The 3750-nt window shown below is 63.6% G+C and carries 3 protein-coding genes; 1 reads left to right on the forward strand and 2 read right to left on the reverse strand.

The features are described 5' to 3' along the window. Both FJ425_RS31320 and FJ425_RS31325 read right to left on the reverse strand, forming a co-directional pair. Positions 1-890, reverse strand: an 890-nt coding sequence (locus tag FJ425_RS31320) for a VCBS domain-containing protein (RefSeq protein WP_210241709.1), incomplete at its 3' end; no start/stop codon positions are given. A gap of 628 nt (positions 891-1518) precedes the next feature. Then, positions 1519-3012, reverse strand: a complete 1494-nt coding sequence (locus FJ425_RS31325; protein WP_140727897.1) for an ATP-binding protein — start codon at positions 3010-3012, stop codon at positions 1519-1521. Between the two features lie 214 nt (positions 3013-3226). On the opposite strand from FJ425_RS31325, the gene FJ425_RS31330 reads away from it, so the two are divergent. Continuing rightward, on the forward strand, positions 3227-3481 hold the full coding sequence (locus FJ425_RS31330; protein ID WP_140636901.1) for a hypothetical protein: 255 nt from the start codon (positions 3227-3229) through the stop codon (positions 3479-3481). The last annotated feature ends 269 nt before the right edge of the window (positions 3482-3750 follow it).

Raw genomic sequence — 3750 nt, forward strand, 5'->3', positions numbered from 1 at the left:
TCGCTGAGGTCGACGTCGCTGAAGCCGAGCTGGCCCGAGGCCGTCTGCGTGCCGTCCTCCTTGACCGTGCCGGTGTCGGTCGCGCCGGTGATCGTCACCGCGTCGTTGGTGCCGTCGATATGGATGGTGACGGTGCGGGTGTCGGTGCTGCCGTGGCCGTCGTCCACCTTCACCGTGTAGGTCTCGGTCAGGTGGTCGCCGGCGCCGAGCGACTGCGCCGCCGCGTTGTCGAGCGTGTAGGTCCATTTGCCGGTCTGGTCGACCGCAATCGAGCCGTAGGCGCTGCCGTTGACACCGTCGATGCTCCAGGTGTGGCTGTCGCTGAGGTCGACGTCGCTGAAGCCGAGCTGGCCCGAGGCCGTCTGCGTGCCGTCCTCCTTGACCGTGCCGGTGTCGGTCGCGCCGGTGATCGTCACCGCGTCGTTGGTGCCTGTGATCACCACCGACAGCGTACCCACGCTGAGCGTGCCATTTGACATCTTGATGGTGTACTGAATCGTATCGTTGAATGTCTGTCCGGCCGCAAGTGCGTTGATCTGCCCACTCAACCCAGTCGCGTCGTAATGAATCTTGTTGTCACTTCCGATCCAGAATTTCGCGCCATTTGTGCTGGTTTCGGCGAATTGAATTCCCGCTTGATCCTGTATCAGGAGATCCTTGTTATAATCGGCGAAGGCCTTGTTCGTGACTGTGATGCTGGCCCCTCCGTCGTCGTTCTTGGTGCCGTCATCCACCGAATAGATCGTCGTCTTGGTCCCGCCACCGCTTGCCGCAAGCACGTCGAACGTGAACTGAAGGCTGCCGTCCTCGCTGCCGGATTGCGTCAGATTGGCTGCCGCGCCCGAATTCGAAAACGTGACGGTCGAGCCTGAAACTGTTGTGGTCGCCATTGCCAATTACCCCCTGTGATCCCTTTGCGAACGACCAAAGTGTTCGCCCCAACGGTTACTGCTGATCCTGGTGCGGACGACGCAAGCGGATGCTTCCGCCCGCGGCGGTTGGTCAGGACCAAGCCACTCTGATTGAACGTAAAGACTTCTCTCGCCGAGAGACAAAACCCCACCCCAGAGCGCTTGCACGCTCGCACCCAACGTTCCTAGCTGGCGTGCCCCCCTCGGTCGCCGCAATCGCGGGACAAGCATACCTATATTCAGGTATATTAGCTTTTTACGATTTGGAAACCATAACGGAATATATATTGCCGCGTAATGTTAACGATTCATTAAACATTTAACAAATCTGCCACCCCATCGATTGATGCCTGTGTCTCCCAAAGTGAGCTGCGATTTGGAGGGAATGATATGCATCAAAACAAAGACTTAAAGTGCACGGCCCGAGTCCGTTTCGGCGCAGCGTCATTTGATGGCGCAGCGTTGACTTCGCCATCGCTCGGTCGCTGGCATTTCTGTTGGAAATTTTATCGGAACATGTAGTGCTGCGAGCAACCGACAAAGCAGGCTCGCCGTCAACCAATGGCGCAAAGGCCGCCAGAGCCCGGTCGCCAGCGTCTTTCCGATGTCAGCCAGCCAGGCTGTCCTGCTCCAAGGCGTTCGGGTCGCCCGGCGCCGTCGCCCAGGCGAGCTCGACCAGCGTCACCGTGCGCCGGCCCACGCCGTCGACCTGGCAGACGATGAGGCCCTGCTCCTCGATATAGTCGAGCAGCCGGCGCGCGCGGCGCAGCGAATGCGAACCGTAAGCCCGCGCGATCGCCGCGTCGCTCGGGCAGGGCCAGCCTTCCTTGGCGGCGCGCGCGATCATCATGAACACGCCCTGCATGTCCTCGGGCAGCAGTGACGCGCGCACGGAAACGTCGCGCCAGGCGTCGTCCTCGGCCATGTCGAAGCCGACGCCGGCGCGGGCGCGCGTCAGCATGCGGCGGAACTCCGACAGATCGGGCACCACGGAGGCGAGCCCTTCGATGCGGCAGCGGACCACGAACTCCTGGTAGAGCACGCCGATGACGCGGAACCCGGCGTCCGGCTCCGCCAGGATGGCGCGCAGGATGCGGTCCATCCGCTCGCGCCGTTCTGCCAGGTCCTCGGCGCTTGGCTGCGCCTCCATCGGCTCGGGGCGCATGTCCAGCGGTGCGGCCTTGGCCGCCATCAATTGGTCAAGCAGGTCGGGCGGAGGCCGGCGCTGCGGCCTGACCGTCTCCGGCGGCGGCGCGGCAAGAATGATCGCGCGCGCATCTTCGAGCGCGGCTCCCGGCATCGGCATCAGCCGCGGCGTGCCGTTGCGCGGGCTGGTTTCGGTCTGGCCGATGCGCACGCCGAGCGGACGGCGCGACAAGGCAGGACCGAGCGCCATGAAATGGCCGCGCGCCAGGTCGCGGAAAGCTTCGGCCTGGCGCCGTTCCATGCCGAGCAGGTCGGCGGCGCGCGCCATGTCGATGTCGAGGAAGGTCCGGCCCATCAGGAAGTTGGAGGCTTCGGCCGCGACGTTCTTGGCGAGCTTCGCCAACCGCTGCGTGGCGATGATGCCGGCAAGCCCGCGCTTGCGGCCGCGACACATCAGATTGGTCATGGCGCCCAGCGAGAGCTTGCGTGCCTCGTCCGAAACCTCGCCGGCGGCGGCGGGCGCGAAGAGCTGCGCCTCGTCGACGACCACGAGCATCGGATACCAGTGGTCGCGCGCGACCTCGAACAGCCCGCCGAGGAATGCCGCGGCGCGCCGCATCTGGTTCTCGGCATCGAGCCCTTCGAGGTTGAGTACTGTCGAGACGCGGTGGATGCGCGCCCGCTCGCCGGCCGCTTGCAGGCCGCGCTCGGTATGTTCCTCGGCATCGATCACCAGATGTCCAAAGCGTTCGCCCAGAGACACGAAGTCGCCTTCGGGGTCGATGATGGTCTGCTGCACCCAGGGCGCGCTCTGCTCCAGAAGGCGGCGCAGCAGATGCGACTTTCCCGAGCCCGAATTGCCCTGCACCAGCAGGCGGGTCGCCAGCAACTCCTCAAGGTCGAGGGCCGCCGGCGCGCCTGCGCTCGTCTGTCCCATCTCGATTGCAACGGTCATGTTCTCGACTCGGATCGTCTCCCTGCGCGCGACGGGCTTACCAACCTGAGCGCGGTGCGTCGAGCTTACGCTGCCGTTAGCCAGCAGGTGTCCACATCTGCGCTTGAATCACGGGGGTTGTCGCCAGCCCACTGGTCGGACCACCATTTTGCTGGCACATTCCAGCCGTTGGCGTATCATCTTTTGCGGGAGGGTTCATGGCAGGAGGAGGCCGATGAACGTCACTGCGGAAGTGCCCGTCATGGATCCGACGGTGCAAGACCTTGTTTCATCTGCTCTTTCGAAATTTCGCGCCGGCGATACCGTCTCGACCCGGGCGATGCTCGACGCCATACGCCGATCCGACCCGGCCTGCCAGGATAGCGACGACCATCTGATCGAACTGATCGTCATGGCCGCGGTTGGTAAGACCATGGGCGTCGTGTTCGACCACCGCTCGCCCGATGAGCGGTTGCCACGTCTTTCCTAGCGAGCCCGTCGGCTGAAGCCTTCTAACGTCGCCATTCACGGGCGGAGCGGGGAGCGAAGCGACGCGCGCACGCCCGTGGACTCATTTCCGTGACTTCGAGGCGTCGCAGTGGTGCAGACGAACCAACAGGCGCTTCGGCTAAGCTCCACAAGGACGATTTGCCAACGCAGGCGGCGGCCGATAGACCCCTGCTAGTTCTCCGACACAGGGATTTTGAAAGGTTGCCGTTTGTCTTGGTGCAAGATTTTCCGTTCATTTCCGTGAAACCA

The organism is Mesorhizobium sp. B2-7-2 (assembly GCF_006440775.1).
Lineage (GTDB): Bacteria > Pseudomonadota > Alphaproteobacteria > Rhizobiales > Rhizobiaceae > Mesorhizobium.

What these genes read in the sequence shown, in the direction of transcription:
- FJ425_RS31325 (WP_140727897.1), bottom strand. Translation starts at nt 3,012, where the DNA reads ATGACCGTTGCAATCGAGATGGGACAGACGAGCGCAGGCGCGCCGGCG.
- FJ425_RS31330 (WP_140636901.1), top strand. Translation starts at nt 3,227, where the DNA reads ATGAACGTCACTGCGGAAGTGCCCGTCATGGATCCGACGGTGCAAGAC.